This window comes from Azohydromonas aeria (assembly GCF_009760915.1).
GTDB classification, from domain to species: Bacteria; Pseudomonadota; Gammaproteobacteria; order Burkholderiales; family Burkholderiaceae_C; genus Azohydromonas; species Azohydromonas aeria.
Genome location: NZ_VIDQ01000037.1, coordinates 1 through 16,668, shown reverse-complemented (window position 1 = coordinate 16,668; position 16,668 = coordinate 1). Strand labels below are relative to the sequence as shown.

15 protein-coding genes are annotated in these 16,668 nt (G+C 72.1%); 13 read left to right on the top strand and 2 right to left on the bottom strand.

Annotated elements, in window-relative coordinates; all coding sequences use genetic code 11:
- From FJ694_RS20355 to fae, 6 genes are read left to right on the top strand one after another with little or no spacing between them, the layout of a single operon-like run.
- The gene (locus FJ694_RS20355; protein WP_157269156.1) at positions 1-903 is read left to right on the top strand and encodes an NAD(P)-dependent methylenetetrahydromethanopterin dehydrogenase; all 903 of its coding nucleotides are present in this window, start codon (positions 1-3) and stop codon (positions 901-903) included.
- The gene (locus tag FJ694_RS20350) at positions 863-2,038 is read left to right on the top strand and encodes an ATP-grasp domain-containing protein (RefSeq protein ID WP_157269155.1); all 1,176 of its coding nucleotides are present in this window, start codon (positions 863-865) and stop codon (positions 2,036-2,038) included. Before FJ694_RS20355 ends, FJ694_RS20350 begins: the two co-directional genes overlap by 41 nt.
- Positions 2,022-3,014 carry a methenyltetrahydromethanopterin cyclohydrolase gene (gene mch, locus FJ694_RS20345; RefSeq protein ID WP_157269154.1) on the top strand — a complete coding sequence of 331 codons (993 nt, stop codon included), beginning with the start codon at positions 2,022-2,024 and terminating at the stop codon, positions 3,012-3,014. Before FJ694_RS20350 ends, mch begins: the two co-directional genes overlap by 17 nt.
- Positions 3,011-3,961 carry an ATP-grasp domain-containing protein gene (locus tag FJ694_RS20340; protein WP_375140242.1) on the top strand — a complete coding sequence of 317 codons (951 nt, stop codon included), beginning with the start codon at positions 3,011-3,013 and terminating at the stop codon, positions 3,959-3,961. The genes mch and FJ694_RS20340 overlap by 4 nt, the downstream gene beginning before the upstream one ends.
- Entirely contained in the window at positions 3,954-4,829 is an 876-nt protein-coding gene (locus FJ694_RS20335) for a triphosphoribosyl-dephospho-CoA synthase (RefSeq protein ID WP_157269153.1), read from the top strand. Before FJ694_RS20340 ends, FJ694_RS20335 begins: the two co-directional genes overlap by 8 nt.
- 58 nt (positions 4,830-4,887) lie before the next feature.
- A complete protein-coding gene (fae, locus tag FJ694_RS20330) occupies positions 4,888-5,400 on the top strand; it encodes a formaldehyde-activating enzyme (RefSeq protein WP_157269152.1) in 513 nt (170 codons plus the stop codon).
- An 87-nt stretch (positions 5,401-5,487) separates the two neighbouring features.
- On the opposite strand, the gene FJ694_RS20325 is transcribed toward fae, so the two are convergent.
- Positions 5,488-5,961, bottom strand: coding sequence for a dihydroneopterin aldolase (locus FJ694_RS20325; RefSeq protein ID WP_232540147.1), 474 nt, complete (start codon positions 5,959-5,961; stop codon positions 5,488-5,490).
- Positions 5,962-6,224: 263 nt separating this feature from the next.
- Between FJ694_RS20325 and FJ694_RS20320 the strand changes: the two genes are divergently transcribed.
- The 6 genes from FJ694_RS20320 (at position 6,225) to FJ694_RS20295 (ending at position 12,411) form a co-directional block, all read left to right on the top strand.
- Positions 6,225-8,264 (top strand): sigma-54-dependent Fis family transcriptional regulator, encoded by a 2,040-nt coding sequence (locus FJ694_RS20320; protein WP_157269151.1) that lies wholly within the window; start codon positions 6,225-6,227, stop codon positions 8,262-8,264.
- Between the two features lie 7 nt (positions 8,265-8,271).
- Positions 8,272-8,880 carry a flavoprotein gene (locus tag FJ694_RS20315; RefSeq protein WP_232540146.1) on the top strand — a complete coding sequence of 203 codons (609 nt, stop codon included), beginning with the start codon at positions 8,272-8,274 and terminating at the stop codon, positions 8,878-8,880.
- Positions 8,859-10,289, top strand: coding sequence for a DUF6513 domain-containing protein (locus FJ694_RS20310; RefSeq protein ID WP_157269149.1), 1,431 nt, complete (start codon positions 8,859-8,861; stop codon positions 10,287-10,289). The genes FJ694_RS20315 and FJ694_RS20310 overlap by 22 nt, the downstream gene beginning before the upstream one ends.
- Positions 10,286-10,861, top strand: coding sequence for a DUF447 domain-containing protein (locus FJ694_RS20305; protein WP_157269148.1), 576 nt, complete (start codon positions 10,286-10,288; stop codon positions 10,859-10,861). Before FJ694_RS20310 ends, FJ694_RS20305 begins: the two co-directional genes overlap by 4 nt.
- Positions 10,858-11,652 (top strand): (5-formylfuran-3-yl)methyl phosphate synthase, encoded by a 795-nt coding sequence (locus FJ694_RS20300; protein ID WP_157269147.1) that lies wholly within the window; start codon positions 10,858-10,860, stop codon positions 11,650-11,652. The genes FJ694_RS20305 and FJ694_RS20300 overlap by 4 nt, the downstream gene beginning before the upstream one ends.
- 279 nt (positions 11,653-11,931) lie before the next feature.
- A complete protein-coding gene (locus FJ694_RS20295) occupies positions 11,932-12,411 on the top strand; it encodes a hypothetical protein (protein WP_157269146.1) in 480 nt (159 codons plus the stop codon).
- Here FJ694_RS20295 and FJ694_RS20290 read toward each other — a convergent pair.
- On the bottom strand, positions 12,408-13,295 hold the full coding sequence (locus FJ694_RS20290; RefSeq protein ID WP_157269145.1) for an arsenate-mycothiol transferase ArsC: 888 nt from the start codon (positions 13,293-13,295) through the stop codon (positions 12,408-12,410). The two genes, FJ694_RS20295 and FJ694_RS20290, sit on opposite strands and share 4 nt — an antisense overlap.
- Positions 13,296-13,429: 134 nt before the next feature.
- Here FJ694_RS20290 and FJ694_RS20285 point away from each other — a divergent pair, with 134 nt between their 5' ends.
- Complete coding sequence (locus tag FJ694_RS20285; RefSeq protein ID WP_157269144.1) at positions 13,430-16,333, top strand: beta strand repeat-containing protein; 2,904 nt, start codon at positions 13,430-13,432, stop codon at positions 16,331-16,333.
- Positions 16,334-16,668 lie beyond the last annotated feature (335 nt).

Sequence of the window (16,668 nt, the reverse complement as noted above, 5' to 3'; positions counted from 1 at the left end):
ATGGAACGACCCTACATCCTGCACATGCTCACGCCCGGGCCCTGGATGAGCCCCTTCGACGTCAACATGGCCGCCGACGCCGGCTACCAGGTGATCGTCCCGTACTGCGGCGTGGACGTGGCCGCCACGCCCAACCTGACGCAGGACGCAATCTTCTCGCGCGGCCCCAAGGGCGTGGCACGCACGGGCCTGTTCATCGGCGGGCGCGACGTGATGCAGGCCGTGGACATGCTCGACGCCGCGCGCAAGGCCATGGTGCCGCCCTTCGTGGTCTCGGTGATGGCCGACCCCAGCGGCGCCTTCACCACCGCCGCGGCGATGCTGGCCTGCGTGCGCGAGCAGCTGCGCAAGGCGCACGGCGCGGAGCTGTCCGGGCGCCAGGTGCTGGTGCTGGGCGGCACCGGCCCGGTGGGCCGCGTCGTGGCCGTGCTGGCGGCCCGCGCCGGCGCGCAGGTGCGCATCGCCAGCCACAAGGGACTGCAGGCCGCCGAGGACACGGCCCGTGCCGTCAACGACCGCTTCAAGACCGCCGTGCAAGGCGCCTCCAGCGCCGACGCCGGCGCCGTGCGCGAGGCCCTGCAGACGACTGACGTGGTGCTGGCCACCGCCGCGGCCGGCGTGCAGGTGCTCGGCGCCGACGACCTGGCCGCTGCCGGTGAAAAGCTGCTGGTGGCCGCGGACGTGAACGCCGTGCCGCCCGAAGGCATCGCCGGCGTGGGCGTGATGGACGACGGCAAGCCGCTGGCCGGCACGCGGGCCGTGGGCATCGGCGCGCTGGCCGTGGGCAACGTCAAGTACCAGGTGCAGCACCAGCTGCTGCAGCGCATGCGCGGCGCCGACAAACCCCTGGCCCTGAGCTTCGATGACGCCTTCAGCCTCGCCTGCGAGCTGCGTGCCGGCTGAAGCGGTCGGCGCCGCCGCGCCGGCGCTGGTGCTGGCCGGGCAGTCGGTGCGGCAGCTGGCGCAGGCGGCCGCGGCCGAGGGCATCCCGGCGCTGGCGCTCGACGCCTTCGGCGACCGCGACACGCGCGCGGCCGCGCGCTGGCAGGCCTGGCGCGGCTTCGACGCCGGCAATCTGCTCGACGCGCTGCACGAGGCCGCACGGGCCGGCGCGGCGGGCTGGATCGCCGGCAGCGGCTTCGAGGCGCACCCCGGCCTGCTCGCCGCCGCGGCCGAGCGGCTGCCGCTGCTGGGCACGGCCCCGGACGGCTGGCGCCGCGTGCGCGACCCGCGCCGGTTCTTTCCGCTGCTCGACGACCTCGGGCTGCCGCATCCCGACACCCGCTGGGACGGTCCGCCGGCCGACTCGTCGGACTGGCTCGTGAAGGACGGCGCCGGCTGCGGCGGCGTGCACGTCCGGCCTGCCGCCGGTGTCGGCGCTGCTCCCGGCCCGACGGCCTTCTGGCAGCGCCGCGTCGCCGGTACGCCGATGTCGGTCGCCTTCGTCGCCGACGGCCGCCGCGCGCTGCTGCTGGGCGTCAACGAGCAACTGGCCGGGGCGCCGCACGCGCCCTTCGCCTGGGCCGGCGCCGTGGGGCCGCTGCCGGTGGCCGGGGCGCTGCATGAACGGCTCGATGCCGCGCTGCAGCGGCTCGTGCCGGCCTGCGGCCTGCGCGGCCTGGCCAGCCTGGACTTCATGCTGCGGCCCGGCGGTGGCGTCGCGCTGCTGGAAGTGAACCCGCGCCCCGGCGGCACGCTGCAGCTCTACGCGCCGCAGTCGCCGCTGGCGCTGCACCTGCGCGGCTGCCGCGGCGAGGGAGGGCTGCCGGCGCGGCCGCGGCCGCAGCCGGTGATGGGCCTGCGGGTGCTGTATGCGCCGCGCGCCCTGCACCTGTCGGCCGACACGCTGCGGCGCCTGGCGCGCCGCGCCTGGGTGCACGACCTGCCCCTGACACCCACCGGCATCGGCGCCGGCGAGCCCGTGTGCAGCCTCGGCGCCACGGCCCCGCGCGCCGACGCCGTGCACGCCCTGCTGCGCCGGCGCCATGCCGAACTGATCGAACTGCTGGAGGACACCGTCGATGAACTCGCCTGCTGAGGAAACCCTGAGCGTCAACCGCCTGGCGCAGCCGCTGCTGCAGCGCCTGCTCGACGAGGCCGCGGCGCTGCGCGTGCGCGTGCAGCGCGACGAGTTCGGCGTGCAGGTCGTCGATGCCGGGCTGGAGGCGCCGGGCAGCGTGGAGGCGGGGCTCGCCATCGCGCGCATCTGCATGGGCGGGCTGGGCGAGGTGTCGCTGCGCAGCGCGCCGCAGGAGGGCTGGCCGACCTGGGTGCAGGTGCACAGCGCGCAGCCGGTGCTGGCCTGCCTGGGCAGCCAGTACGCCGGCTGGAGCCTGGCGGCGAGCAAGGAGGAGACGGGCGGCAAGAAGTTCTTCGCGCTGGGCTCCGGCCCGGCGCGGGCGCTGGCCGGGCGCGAGCCGCTGTTCGAGGACCTGCGCTACCGCGACCGCGCCGACGCCGGCTGCCTGGTGCTGGAGGTGGACCGGCTGCCCCCCGCGGTGGTGGTGGAGAAGGTGCTGCGCGACTGCGCGCTGCCGCCGCAGGGCCTGACCCTCGTCGTCACCCCCACCGCCAGCCTGGCCGGCACCACGCAGGTGGTGGCGCGGGTGCTGGAAGTGGCGCTGCACAAGGCGCACGAGCTGAAGTTCGACTTGACGAACATCGTCGCCGGCAGCGCCAGCGCGCCGCTGCCGGCGCCGGGCGCGGACGGTCTGCAGGCCATGGGCCGCACCAACGACGCCATCCTCTACGGCGGCTGCGTGCACCTGCAGGTGCGCGGCACGCTGGAGGAGGCGCGGCGCCTGGCCGAGCAGCTGCCGTCGAAGAACTCGCGCGACCACGGCCGCAGCTTCGCCGACATCTTCAAGGACGCCGGCTACGACTTCTACAAGATCGACGGCGCGCTCTTCGCCCCGGCCGTGGCCTGGGTCAGCCACCTGGAGTCCGGCCGCACCTTCCAGGCCGGCGGCACCGACATGGCGCTGCTGCGCGGGCTGTGGCTGGAGATGGCGTGAGACAGGCGTCCAACACCGGCACCGGCCTGCGCGTCGCCCTCATGAGCGACGAGTCCGGCTGGCACGTGCGGCGGCTGCGCCGCGCGCTGCTCGCGCGCGGGGCGGCGCTGGTGCGCTGCCTGGACCTGGCGCAGTGCGGCGTCGCCACCCATGCCTCGCGCCACGGGCTGGTGCTGCCGGGCTTCGGGCGCGAGCTGCCCGACGCCGTGATCGTGCGCGGCGTGGCCGCGGGCAGCTTCGAGCAGGTCACCAAGCGGCTGACGGTGCTGCACGCCCTCTCCGCCCTGGGCGTGCCGGTCTACAACGAGGCGCGCGCCATCGAGCGCAGCGTGGACAAGGCCATGACCAGCCTGCTGCTGCGTGCCGCGGGCATCGCCTCGCCGCCGGCCTGGACCACTGAGTGCCCGGCGCAGGCGCAGCGCATCGTGCTGCGCGAGGCGGCGGCCGGCCATGCGCTGGTGCTGAAGCCGCTGTTCGGCTCGCAGGGCAAGGGGCTGCAACTCGTCGGCCAGGTGGACGGCGCCTTCGTGCCGCTGCCCGACCTGGCGCCCTGCGGCGGCTTGGCCTACCTGCAGCGCTTCGTGCCGCCCATGGACAACCCCGGCTTCGACTGGCGCGTGCTGGTCATCGGCGGCCGCGCCGTGGCCGCGATGCGGCGCGTCAGCCGCCACTGGATCCACAACGTGGCGCAGGGCGCGCGCTGCGAGCCGGCCGCGGTGACGGATGACCTGGCGCGCCCGGCCGTGCGCGCCGCGCAGGCGCTGGGCCTGGATTACGCCGGCGTGGACCTGATCCCCACGCCCGACGGGCCGCAGGTGCTGGAGGTCAACGGCGTGGCGGCCTGGCAGGGGCTGCAGCGGGTCACGCCCTTCGACATCGCGCAGGCGATCGTGGACGACCTCATCGACCGCAAGCTGGCGGCGTCCCGGGAGCGGCGCAGTGCGTGACACCCCGGACGACTCACGTGCCGCCCTCGCCCGCGGCCGCGCCGCCTTCCTCGCTGCCTGCCGCCTCGACGTGGAAGTGCGCAAGCCCGGCAACGTCAGCGTGCACTCGCCCGGGCACGGCATGCAGGCGGCTCAATTCCTGGACAGTGCCGCGGCGGCGCAGGAGGCGCTGTTCGCGCCGGGCCTCGCCGTGGGCCAGCGCATCGAGGGCGCCGTGCGCGCCACGCTGGCCGTGGCCGGCTGCAACACCAACCTGGGCATCGTGCTGCTCACGGCGCCGGTGGCCGCGGCGCTGGAGCGCTGCCCGCGGGCGCGCGGCGCCGGCGAGTTGCGCGCCGCGGTGGCGGCCGTGCTGCGCGGCCTGAGCGTGGAGGACGCGGCCGGCGCCTTCCGCGCCATCGCCGCGGCGCATCCCGGCGGCCTGGGCCGCGCCGAGGCGCAGGACGTGCACGTGGCGCCGACGCTGGACCTGCGCTCGGCCATGGCGCTGGCCGCGCACCGCGACAGCATCGCGCGCCAGTACGCCGACGGCTTCGGCGACCTGTTCGAGGTCGGCCTGCCCGCCTTCCAGTCCGGCGCCACGCCAGCGGACGGGATGCTGCGCGCCTTCCTGGCGTTCCTCGCGCGCTGGCCCGATTCACACATTGTGCGAAAGCAGGGTGAGGCCGTGGCACAGACTGTCCTGAAGGCGGCAGCGGGCTTCGGGGCGCGGCTCGCGCGCGAGGGCGCGGCGAAGGCGGCCGACGAGCTCGCCGACTGGGACGAAGCCCTGAAGTCCCGGGGACTGAACCCCGGCACCAGCGCCGACCTGGCCGTGGCCAGCGCGCTGCTGGGCCAATTGGTTGCGCGTGGCACGGATCGTGATTGAAGGGGCTCCGGCGCCGCGTCCGCGGCGTTGCTCGCGAAACCCACACGGAGACTGACCCATGGCAAAGATCGACCGCATGCTCGTCGGCGAATCACTGGTCGGCGACGGCAACGAGGTTGCCCACATCGACCTGATCATCGGCCCGCGCGGCAGCCCGGCCGAGAGCGCCTTCGCCAACGCGCTGACCAACAACAAGGACGGGTTCACGGCGCTGCTGGCGGTGGTGGCGCCCAACCTGATGGCCAAGCCCGCCACCGTCATGTTCAACAAGGTCACGATCAAGGGCGCCAAGCAGGCGGTGCAGATGTTCGGCCCGGCCCAGCGCGGCGTGGCCATGGCGGTGGCCGACAGCGTCGAGGACGGCACCATCCCGGCCGACGAGGCCGACAACCTGTTCATCTGCGTCGGCGTGTTCATCCACTGGCAGGCCGAGGACGACAAGAAGATCCAGGACTACAACTACCAGGCCACGCGCGAGTCCATCGCCCGTGCCGTGCGCGGCGAGCCCAGCGCGCAGGACGTGGTCTCGAAGAAGGGCTCCAGCGCGCATCCGTTCCAGGCGCAGGGTTGAGGCAGGAAACAAGTTCGTCATGCCCGCGAAAGCGGGCATGACGAGGCAGTTGGTACGCAGGGTCAGCCATCGGCTGACCCTTTTGCCTTACCCCTTCCCCGGCACCATCCCCTCCCCGATCACCGCCAGCACCGGCCGCGCCTTGGCGGCGCTGCAGTCGAAGTCGGCCGCGCGGCGCTCGATGGCCACGCCCACGGCCTGCACGTCCTCGAACTTGCGCGGCTTGGCCAGCGCCACGCGCACCCAGTGCGCGCCGAACTCGCACACCGTGATGCGCGCGATCTCCTCGGCCAGCGCCTCCAGCAGCTGCAGCCGGTGCTCGGCAAAGAGGCGCAGCAGCCGCTGGCGCAGCACCGAGTAGTCGATGGTGTCGGCGATGCGGTCGCTGTCGCAGGCCGCGGCGCGCGGCAGCCCGGCGGCCAGGTCCAGCCGCACCGGCTGCGGGTCGTGCAGCTCGTCGTGGTGGATGCCGATGACGGTGCCGGCGGTCAGGCCCTCGATGAACACCAGGTCCAGCGCGGCGCCGGTGGTGTCGCTGCGGGGCAGGGGCGGGACGGGCATGAGGGCGGACATCGGCACGGCAGGAGCCTCCAGGCAATCTTCAGGAGCGGCGCTTTCCGCAAGTAGCGCGCCAGTGGCCCGGCAGGCCCGCCGCACGGGCAAGCGGCACGCCCGGGCCCTGTCACGGAATGACGCACATCCGGCCCCGACCGCGGGCAATTCCCGACACGGACCCCCCCTGTGACACGACACACAATGTCCCCCGTTCGGGTCACCCCTTCCGGGGGACACCGCTTCGGACAGAGAAGTCAAGGAACCATTGCATGACACAGGGCCTGCTGGCATCTGCGGAACATGGACAACGCGTGCTCGGCGCCGTGCTGCGCGGCATGCGCGGCGGCCTGCACGAGCAGGTGGCGCAGTCGTGGACGCGCTGCCTCAACGACTACCGGCTCGACCCCGACGGCGAGCCGCACCCGCCCGTGCTCGACGGCCAGGCGCTGGCGCTGCGCTGCCGGCGGCTGGCGGACGTGATCGAGGCCGCGCGCCTGGAGATGAGCACGCTCTACCAGCAGCTCGCCGACACCGAGACGGCCGTGGTGCTCACCGACGGCGAGGGCGTGATCCTGCACCTCGTCTCCTCCCCGGAGTTCGCCCAGGAGCTGGAGCCCGTGGGCTTCACCGTGGGCGCGCTCTGGAACGAGGCCTGTGCCGGCACCAACGGCATGGGCACCTGCCTGGCCCTGGCCGAGCCGGTGTCGGTGCGCCAGGAGGACCACTTCTTCACCCGGCTGACCTCGCTGACCTGCTCGGCCGTGCCGGTGCACGACCCGGAGGGCCGCATGGTGGCCGTGCTCGACGTGACCAGCCGCTCGGCGCTGCAGCAGCAGCACGTGCTGGTGCTGCTGGGCATGACGGCGCGCATGATCGAGAACCGCCTCATCGACCAGCGCTGGCGCGACGCGCACCCGCTGCACTTCCACACCCGGCCCGAGCTCGTGCACACGCTGCACGAGGGCCGCCTCGCGCTCGACGGCGAGGGCGTGATCCGCGCCGCCAACCGCAGCGCGCTGTTCCAGCTCGGCGCCGAGTCGCCGCAGGCGCTGTGCGGCCACCGCGTCGAGGAGGTGTTCCAGACGACGCTGGACGACCTGCTGGAGCGCAGCCGCGCCGCCTCGTTCCACCCGGTGCCGGTGTACCGCGTCAACGGCGCGCACCGCTTCTTCGCCGTGGCGCGCCCGCCCGCGTCCGAGGCGCTGCCGCTGCGGCCCGGCCCCGCCGCCGTCCCTGCCCCGGCCACGGCGCCCGCGCGGGCCCGGTCGCTGGCCGCGCCGGCCGTGGGCCTGTCCGACGCGCGGCTGGCGCAGCAGCTGCACACCGGCTCCCGGGTGCTCTCGCGCGGCACGCCGCTGCTGCTGCGCGGCGAGACCGGCGCGGGCAAGGAGGTGTTCGCGCGCGCGCTGCACGAGCGCAGCCCGCGCGCCGCGGGCGCGTTCGTGGCGGTGAACTGCGCCAGCCTGCCGGAGTCGCTGATCGAGTCCGAGCTCTTCGGCTACCGCGCCGGCGCCTTCACCGGCGCGCAGCGCAACGGGCGGCGCGGCAAGATCCTGCAGGCCGACGGCGGCACGCTCTTCCTCGACGAGATCGGCGACATGCCGCTGGAGCTGCAGGCACGGCTGCTGCGCGTGCTCGACGAGCGCCGCGTCACGCCGCTGGGCACCGAGGAGACGCTGCCGGTGGACTTCCAGCTCATCAGCGCCAGCCACCGCAACCTGCTGGAGCTGGTGGCGCAAGGCGCCTTCCGCGAGGACCTGTACTACCGGCTCGCCGGCATCGAGCTGGCCATTCCGCCACTGCGCGAGCGCAGCGACCGGCGCGAGCTGATCCAGCGCATCCTGCAGGAGGAGAACGGCGCGCCGCTGGCGCTGCGCCCCGAGGCCGAGCAGCTGCTCATGAGCCACCGCTGGCCCGGCAACGTGCGCCAGCTGCGCCACGTGCTGCGCGCGGCCGTGGCGCTGGCCGACGGCGCGAGCGTCGGCCTGGAGCACCTGCCCTCGCTGCGCGCGGACGCCGCGCCCGCCACGCCCGTCCCGAGTGCGGTGCCCGCCGGCGGCGCGGCGCCCGTCACGGCCTCGGCCGCCGCCTCGGTATCCTTGCTGGCCTCGGGCATGGTTCCTGCGGAAGCGCCGGCGGCCCCGCAGGGCCTGAACCTGATCCAGTCGCATGAGCGACAGGTGCTGCTGCAACTGCTGGAGCAGCACCGCTGGAACGTGAGCAATGTCGCCAAGGCGCTCGATGTCAGCCGAAACACCCTCTACCGAAAGCTCCACAAGCTCCAGATTGCCGTCTCCCAGCGGGCTTGAGGAGGACGTGCTGCACGAAGAAGCCGAGCTGCAGGCCCTGGACGCTCCCGACGGCCCGCCGCGCTCGCGCTTCGCCTTCGCCGTCACCGGCTCGGGCCACTACCTCGAAGAGGCCATGGCGCTGGCGGTGCGGCTGCCGGCGACGGACCTGTTCCTCTCCGCCGCGGCCGAGGAAGTGCTGCCGCAGTACGGCTTTACATTGGAGTCGTTGAGGAAGACGTTCAAGGTGTTCCGCGACAAGAGCGCCAGCTCGGTGCCGGTCGGGATGCTCTATTCGGACGTCTACCACACCGTGATCGTTGCGCCCGCCACCAGCAACACGGTGGCCAAGTGCGCCCTGGGCATCTCCGACACGCTGCCCACCAACATGTTCGCGCAGGCCGGCAAGCTGGGCATCCCGGGCATCGTGTTCGCGTGCGACACCGAGCCCACCGTCATCACCAAGGCGCCGCACGAGTGGGTCACGCTGCATCCGCGCCGCATCGAGCTGGAGAACGTGCAGCGGCTGCGCGGCATCGACCACTGCCGCGTGGTGTGCTCGCCCGCGGAGCTGGAGGCCGAGCTCTCGCGGCGGCTGCGCGAGTTGTCCCTGGAATGGAACACATCGTCTTCCTGACCGGCCACCTGGCCCAGCCGGCGCTGCAGCGCGTCCTGGCGTCCCTGCCGGACGCGCCCTTCACCTGGGAAGTGCGCGACATCGGGCTGCAGGTCGCCGGGCTCATGACCGCCGACATGGTGCGCCGCCGCGTCGCCGCGCCGGTGCTGTCCGAGCCCGAGGCCGAAGGCGGCGCGCCCCGGCGCGCCGACCGGCTGCTGCTGCCCGGGCGCTGCCGCGGCGACGTCGCCGCGCTCGAAGCCCACTACGGCATCCCGGTGCAGCGCGGCCCGGAGGAGCTCAAGGACCTGCCCGCCTTCTTCAACCGCCAGGCCAAGGCCGTGGACCTGTCGAAGTACCGGGTCAGGATCTTCGCGGAGATCGTCGACGCGCCGCGGCTGGACGTGGCCGGCATCGTGGAGCGTGCCCGCGCCTATGCCGCCGACGGCGCCGACGTGATCGACCTGGGCGGGCTGCCGGCCACGCCCTTTCCGCACCTTGAGGACGGCGTCCGGGCCCTGAAAGCCGAGGGCTTCAGGGTCAGCGTCGATTCGCTGGACCCCGCCGAGCTGCTGCGCGGCGGGCGCGCCGGCGCCGACTACCTGCTCAGCCTCAATGCCGACACGCTGTGGATCGCCGACGAGGTGCCGAGCACGCCGGTGCTGATCCCGAGGACGCCCGAGGACGAGGCCTCGCTGGCGGAGGCGATCGAGGCGATGCGGGCCAAGGGGCGGCCGTTCCTGGCCGACGCCATCCTCGACCCGCTGCCCTTCGGATTGCTGAAGTCGCTGTGCCGCTACCAGCGGCTGCGGGATCGCTTCCCGGACGTGGAGATCCTGGTCGGCGTGGGCAACGTCACCGAGCTGACCGACGCCGACACCGCCGGCATGAACGCGCTGCTGCTGGGACTGTGCGAGGAGCTGCAGGCCTCGGCGATCCTGACCACGCAGGTCGGTGCCCACGCCCGGCGCGCGGTGCGCGAGGCCGACGTGGCGCGGCGCCTGATGCACGCCGCGCACGCCGGGCGCAGCCTGGCCAAGGGCTTCACCGACGAGCTGCTGACCGTGCACGCCCGCCGGCCCTTTCCCGATACGCCGGAAGAAATCGCGCAGAACGCCGCCGGGGTGCGCGACCCGAACTTCCGGGTGCAGGTGGCCGGCGACGGCATCCACGTCTACAACCGCGACGGGCACCGGGTCGAGCGCGACGCCTTCGCGCTGTGGCCCGGATTGAAGCTCGAAGCCGATGGCGCGCATGCCTTCTACATGGGCGTGGAGCTGGCGCGGGCGGAAGTCGCCTGGCAGCTGGGCAAGCGCTACGTGCAGGATCAGCCCCTGGACTGGGGCTGCGCCGTGGCGCGCAACAGGGACAACCTCGACACGTGGTGCGCGCCGGGCACCACGCTGCGAAAAAAGGACGGGAAGTCATGACCAACGACCAGATCTTCGAGGTGGTGGTGAGCACGCTGTCGCCGGACGGCCAGCCGCACCACGCGCCGCTGGGCGTGCGCTACCGCGGCAACGAGGTGGTGCTGATGCCCTTCAAGCCGTCCACGACGCTGATGAACCTGCTGGGCACGGGCTGCGCGGTGCTCAACGTGGTGGTGGACACGCGCGTGATCGCCGGCTGCGTCACCGGGCGGCGGAATTGGCCCGTGCTGCCGGCGCGCGTGGTGCGCGGCGTGCGGCTGGAGTGCGCGCTGCGCCACCTGGAGCTGCGCCTGCTGCACACCCAGGACGACCCGCAGCGCCCGTCGCTGCGCATGGTGCGCGTGCACGAGGAATCGCACGGCGAGTTCATGGGCTTCAACCGCGCGCAGGCCGCGGTGGTCGAGGGCTCGGTGCTGGTGAGCCGGTTGCACCTGCTGCCGCGCGAGAAGGTCGAGGGCGAGATGCGCTATTTGCAGATCGCCATCGACAAGACCGCCGGGCCCGAGGAGCACGAGGCCTGGGACTGGCTGCGCATGGCGGTGGCCGACCACCGGGCCTGGGAGGTGGCATGACGCTGGACACGGGCGTGGGCCTGGAGCGGGGCGGCGACGGCGCCGCGCCCGCGCAACCGCCGCGGGCCGAGGCCGTGGCGGCACGGCTGGCGCGAAATGCCGGCGCCCGGGGTGGCGCGCGGCTGCTGGTGAGCGTGCGCGACGTGCGCGAGGCGCTGGCCGCGGCCGCCGCGGGCGCGGACCTGATCGACCTGAAGGAGCCCGACGCGGGCGCGCTGGGCGCCGTGCCGCTGCACGTGGTGCACGAGGTGGTGCAGGCACTGCGCGCGGCCGGGCATGCGCAGCCGGTCAGCGCCACGGTGGGCGACTTTCCGGCCGGTGCCGCGCGCGAGGCGCTGCTCGAGCGCGTGCGCGCCACGGCCGCCTGCGGCGTGGACCTGGTCAAGGTCGGCATCGCGCGCGGTGACGGCACCACGGCGCTGCTGGCGGCGCTGGCGGGCAGCCCGGCCGCCGTGGTGCCGGTGTTCTTCGCCGACGAGGGGCTGGACGAGGCGCTGCTGGCGCTGGCGTGCTGGCTGCGGTTTCCCGCGCTCATGCTCGACACCGCCGACAAGCGCGCGGGCAGCCTGCCCGACGTGCTCGACGCCGTGGCGCTGCGCCATTTCATCGGCCGCGTGCGCGGCGCCGGCAAGCTCGCCGGCGTCGCCGGGTCGTTGCGCCTCGCGCACATTCCCCTGGTGCGCGAGCTCGCGCCGGACATCGCGGGCTTTCGCGGCGCGGCGTGCGCCGACGGGCGCGGCTCGGCGCTCGATCCGCAGCGCGTCGCCACCCTGGCGGCCGAGTTTCGGTAAAACTTTCGAAACAACGATTTACACCGTTTGGCCCGCCAGCCAAACCATGTTCCCATGCGGCCGGACATGCGGGCGTGAAAATTCTCACGTATTTCGGCCGAGGTTTCTCGTGCTTGGCCCGAAAGCTGCCAACAATATTCGTCGATCTTGATTGAGGGTATTTCGAATGCTGCAAGGTATTCGCAAGCCGCTTGAAAGATTTTTGCAAGGTATTGCCCCGGTTTCTCCGGGAGTGCCCTGTGCCGATGAATTGCCAGCTTTTCAGGTCTGCCCACGGAAATGAAGGCCTTTCACGCCACGCTGATGCAGTTGCTGTCGGTGGCCATTCCGGTGCTGCTGTTCCAGTCGGTCGCCACCCGGCATGCCGCCGTCGAGGTGAGCAGCCGGCCCGTGCCGGTGGAGCGCATCCGCTGGATGCCGGCGCTGGCGTCCAACGAGCCGGTGGCCACCTTGCACGTCATTCGCGAGGCCCGGGCGCGGGGGCGGGCCATGCCGACCCTGCTGACGCTCGACGGCCGTGAGGTGGCCGAGATCCGCGATGGTGAGAACCTGCTGCTGCGCCTGCCCCCCGGGCCGCACGTGCTGGGGCTGCGCCATGCCGGCCAGACCGCGGCGCCGGACGGCTGGTCGGCTTCCGGGCGCGGATCGAGCTTCAGCGAGACGGTGCTGCAGTTCGGCGGCGGGCGCTATCACGACCTGCGCATCGTTCCCGCCGCCGGCCCGGGCTGGCGTTGGGAGCTGGACCGTCCGGGCTCCTAGCGCCGCCCGTCCGGCCGGCCCGGGTTGTGCTCCCGCAATTCGCGCGCGACGTTGAGCACGGCCGAGCCGATGAGCGTGAAACAGGTGCGCATGTAATCCTCATGCGCGGTGAAGGGGTCGTGCAGGTGCAGCCGCCGTGGGCGCGACCAGTGCCCCAGCAGGGCGATGCGCTGCGGCGGGAAGCCCTGGCCCAGCAGGTGGTGGGCGTGGCGCAGTTCCATCACCAGGTAGAGGTCGCCGGCGTGCGGCTCAAAGGCGGCGAGATGCGTCGGCCGGTGTCCCTGGATCGGACAGCCCAACTCGGCGGCGATGCGCTCGGCCAGGGGCGGCACGGTGCCGTCGTCGTCCGCATTCAGCCCGAAGGAGGCCGCGGGCAAGCCCGCCTGCCGTGCCACCGCCTGGGCGAAGGCGCTGCGCTGCAGATTGGCCAGGCAGACGAATACCAGCCGGTCCACGCCCGAGAGCTGCGGCCGGGTGAATTTCAGGGTGGTGCCCAGCAGATGGTCGGTGTAGGTCAGCAGCAGGCGCCGCAGGCCGCGAAATCCGCCGAAGTTTTGCTGCACCAGGATCTTCAGCCTCTCGGCGGCGCCGCCCTCTTCTCGGTATTTTTTGACGGGCATGTGCGCCATATTCAGCGAATAATCAAGGTCATACTGGAGCGTACGCAATATTGTGGCATGCGCCCCGGGCAGATCCTGCCGGCAGTGGCGCCTGCAGCCGTCCGTGCCCGGGCTGGCCCGGCGCGATGGCGCGCGGCGGGCGCGCCATGCCGCGGCACCGCCGCCACGGGCTCCCGCCCCGCCTTCGTCCGGCTGGCCGCGCTTACAACTGTTGCTGGGATGCCGCGTTAAGGCCGGATCGGCAAATTTTTTCGATGACTGCAAGGTGGCCGATAGCCATATCAGGCATGATTCATTTTATTACAGACTCATGCAGTTAGGGTCTGGGCAAGCGGTGACTGCTGAAGTCGGGTCGTTCCGCAAGAGCAACAACAAACTTACGGTTCGAGGGAAGAGGCATGGCGATTCTGAACTTCAACGGCAGTCCGAACGGCGTCAACATGTTCTTGACGGCCAGCTACGTCACCACCCTGGGCGGCACGGACACCGTCACGGGCTCGACCTTCGCCGACACGCTCAGCGGCTATGCCGGCAACGACAGCATGCTGGGCGGCGACGGCAACGACGTGATCTTCGGTGATGCCACCGTCTCCGGCGCCAGCACCGTCGGCCTCAACGGCAGCGGCGGCAACGACACGCTCATTGGCGGCGCGGGCAACGACACGATGTACGGCGGCGCCGGCAACGACGTGTACTACGTCGACAGCGGCTTCGACGTGGTCAGCGAAGGCAACTCCACCGTCACCGGCAGCGCCGACGCCGGCGGCACCGACATGGTGTACTCCACCGTCAGCTGGACGCTGGGCAACTACCTCGAGAACCTGACGCTTCTCGACAGCTTCAACAGCGTCCCCGTCGCCAACCCCAACATCAGCGGCACCGGCAACGCGCTGAACAACGTGCTCACCGGCAACGCGGGCAACAACTCGCTCAGCGGCGGTGCGGGCAACGACACCATCTACGGCGAAGCGGGCAACGACACGCTCGACGGCGGCTCCGGCAACGACACGATGTACGGCGGCGCGGGCGACGACCGGTACGTCGTTGACAGCGTCAGCGACGTGGCCAGCGAAGGCATCAGCACCGTCGCCGGCGCCGCCGACGCCGGCGGCATCGACACGGTGGTTTCCAGCGTCAACTGGACCCTGGGCAGCTACTTCGAGAACCTGACGCTCGCTGCCAGCGCGGCCGCCGCCCTCACCGCCACCGGCAACGCGCTGAACAACGCGCTCGTCGGCAACGGCAACGCCAACACGCTCGATGGCGGCACCGGCAACGACACGATGGAGGGCGGCGCCGGCAACGACACCTACGTCGTTGACAGCGCCCTGGACGTGGTCAGCGAGGCCACGGTGTTGGGCGGCACGATCAACGCCGGTGGCACCGACACGGTGCAATCCAGCGTCTCCTGGACCCTGGGCAACTTCTTCGAGAACCTCACGCTCCTCGGCAGCGCCAACCTCAGCGCCACCGGCAACGCGGTGGCCAACCTGCTCACCGGCAACGACGGCGACAACACGCTCGACGGCGGCCTCGGCAACGACACGATGTACGGCGGTGCGGGCAACGACCTCTACATCGTCGACAGCACGGCTGACGTGGTCAGCGAGGCCGTCAGCGCCGTCAACACCGCCGATGCCGGCGGCAACGACACGGTCAGAGCTACCGTCGCCTACACGCTGGGCAACTATCTCGAGAACCTGATCCTCGTCGGCGCCGGCAACGTCAACGGCACCGGCAACGCGCTCAACAACTCGCTCACCGGCAACACCGGCAACAACTCGCTCAGCGGCGGCCTGGGCAACGACACGATCGACGGCGGCCTGGGCAACGACACCATGGTCGGCGGCGCGGGCGACGACAGCTACACCGTCGACAGCAGCCTCGACGTGGTCAGCGAGGCCACCGTCCTCAACGGCAGCATCGACGCCGGCGGCTCCGACCGGGTGTTCGCCTCCGTCAGCTACACCCTGGGCAGCTTCGTCGAGAACCTGACGCTCACCGGCAGCGCCGCCATCAACGGCACCGGCAACGCGCTCAACAACCTGCTCATCGGCAACGCGGGCGCCAACGCGCTCAACGGCGGTGCCGGCGCCGACACGATGTTCGGCGGCGCGGGCAACGACACCTACACCGTCGACAGCCTCGGCGACGTGATCAGCGAGGACATCAGCAGCACCGACGCCGGCGACGCCGGCGGCACCGACCGGGTCGTGTCCTCGGTGTCCTGGACACTGGGCGACCGCTTCGAGAACCTGACGCTCACCGGCTCCGCCATCGTGGGCACCGGCAACGCGCTGAACAACGAACTCATCGGCAACGGCAGCGCCAACCTGCTCCAGGGCAACGCAGGCAACGACACGCTCGACGGCGGCGGCGGCGTGGACACGATGTTCGGCGGCAGCGGCGACGACCTCTACTTCGTGGACAACGTGGATGACGTGGTCAGCGAGCAGCGCAGCGACACGGACACGGGCGATGCGGGCGGCATCGACCAAGTGACCAGCTCGGTGAACTTCAAGCTGGGCACCTATGTGGAACGCCTCACGCTCACCGGCAGCGCCGCTTACGGTGCGGGCAATGCCCTGGACAACCTTATCAACGGCAACGCCGGCGCCAACACGCTCGATGGCGGCGCCGGGCGGGACACGATGTTCGGCGGCGCGGGCAACGACGTCTACATCGTCGACATCTCCAGCGACGTGATCAGCGAGGCCGTGAGCAGCACCGACGCCACGGATGCGGGCGGCATCGACCAGGTCATCGCCCGGTCCGGCTGGACCCTGGGCAACTACTTCGAGAACCTCACGCTCGTCGGGACGGCGAACTTCTCTGGTACCGGCAACGCGCTGAACAACCTGATCGTCGGCAATGCGGGCAGCAACGTGCTCTCCGGCGGCGGCGGCAACGACACGCTGGTGGGCGGCTTCGGCAACGACAAGCTCACCGGCGGCACGGGCAGCGACTACTTCCAGTTCTACGAAGTGGCCTCCCGCGCCAGCCTCAACGGCGTGGACACGATCACCGACTTCACCGCCGGGCAGGACGTCATTCACGTGAGCCAGGCCGGGCTGGGCAGCCTTTCCGGCGTCACCGGCACGCTGGCCGCCTCGGCTTTCGTCTCCGGCGCGGGTTTGACCCAGGCGCTGAACGCCTCGCAGCGCTTCATCTACGACACCACGTCCGGTGCGCTCTATTTCGACGCCGACGGCTCCGGCTCGAACAGCCAGGCCGTCCAGTTCGCCGTGCTGGGCACCACGACGCACCCGGCGCTGACCAACGCCGGCATCGTGCTGTTCTGAGCGATCCGCCTTCCCTTTCCCGGCGCCACGCCGCGCCGGGCCTGCCAGCCCCGCTTCGGCGGGGCTTTTTCTTGTCCCACACATGCCCGTGCCATGGGCGGCCCGTCGCGGCCCCGCCCGTGCGCCCGCCCGTGATACACGGGGTTGCACTCTCGTTGCCCGGCACCGCATCCGCCGCGGGTGCTTGTGCGTACCCACGGGCCTGACGCCGCCGGCATGCGCCGGCGGCCCGGTCCTTGGTGCGCGCCATGACTCCCCCTCCAGCCGCTTCACCCGCACGCCCCGATCCCGGCAGCAGCGACGACCCGTCGTGGCGCGCTGCCCTGGACGCCTCG